Genomic DNA, 416 nt, shown 5'->3' with positions numbered 1-416 from the left:
ATGAAGATTCAATTGACACAATCTTATTATCAAACTTCGTGATAGATAGAGAGTCCATTTTTGGATTGATCCATTTTTTCATGTATTTCACCTCCCTTTAAGGGTTTTTTTCGGGTTATATTTCTTAACCAAGAACTAGGGTCTTGTAAGCTCTCCACGGTGACCACTGCTTGCATATAATGAAGATTCAATTGACATAATCTTATTATCAAACTTCGTGATAGATAGAGAGTCCATTTTTGGATTGATCCATTTTTTCATGTATTTCACCTCCCTTTAAGGGTTTTTTTCGGGTTATATTTCTTACCAAGAACTAGGGTCTTGTAAGCTCTCCACGGTGACCACTGCTTGCATATAATGAAGATTCAATTGACATAATCTTATTATCAAACTTCGTGATAGATAGAGAGTCCATT

Annotated in this window: 1 protein-coding gene; it reads right to left on the bottom strand. The window is 34.6% G+C overall.

What is annotated here, in order from left to right:
• Positions 1-135 precede the first annotated feature (135 nt).
• Positions 136-261, bottom strand: coding sequence for a hypothetical protein (locus ACS2FK_RS30515; RefSeq protein WP_255253835.1), 126 nt, complete (start codon positions 259-261; stop codon positions 136-138).
• Positions 262-416: the final 155 nt, after the last annotated feature.

This window comes from Bacillus cereus group sp. BceL220 (genome assembly GCF_051776965.1).
Lineage (GTDB): Bacteria > Bacillota > Bacilli > Bacillales > Bacillaceae_G > Bacillus_A > Bacillus_A cereus.
Note: the sequence above shows the minus strand (reverse complement) of the source record. Positions and strands in the feature narration are given on the sequence as shown.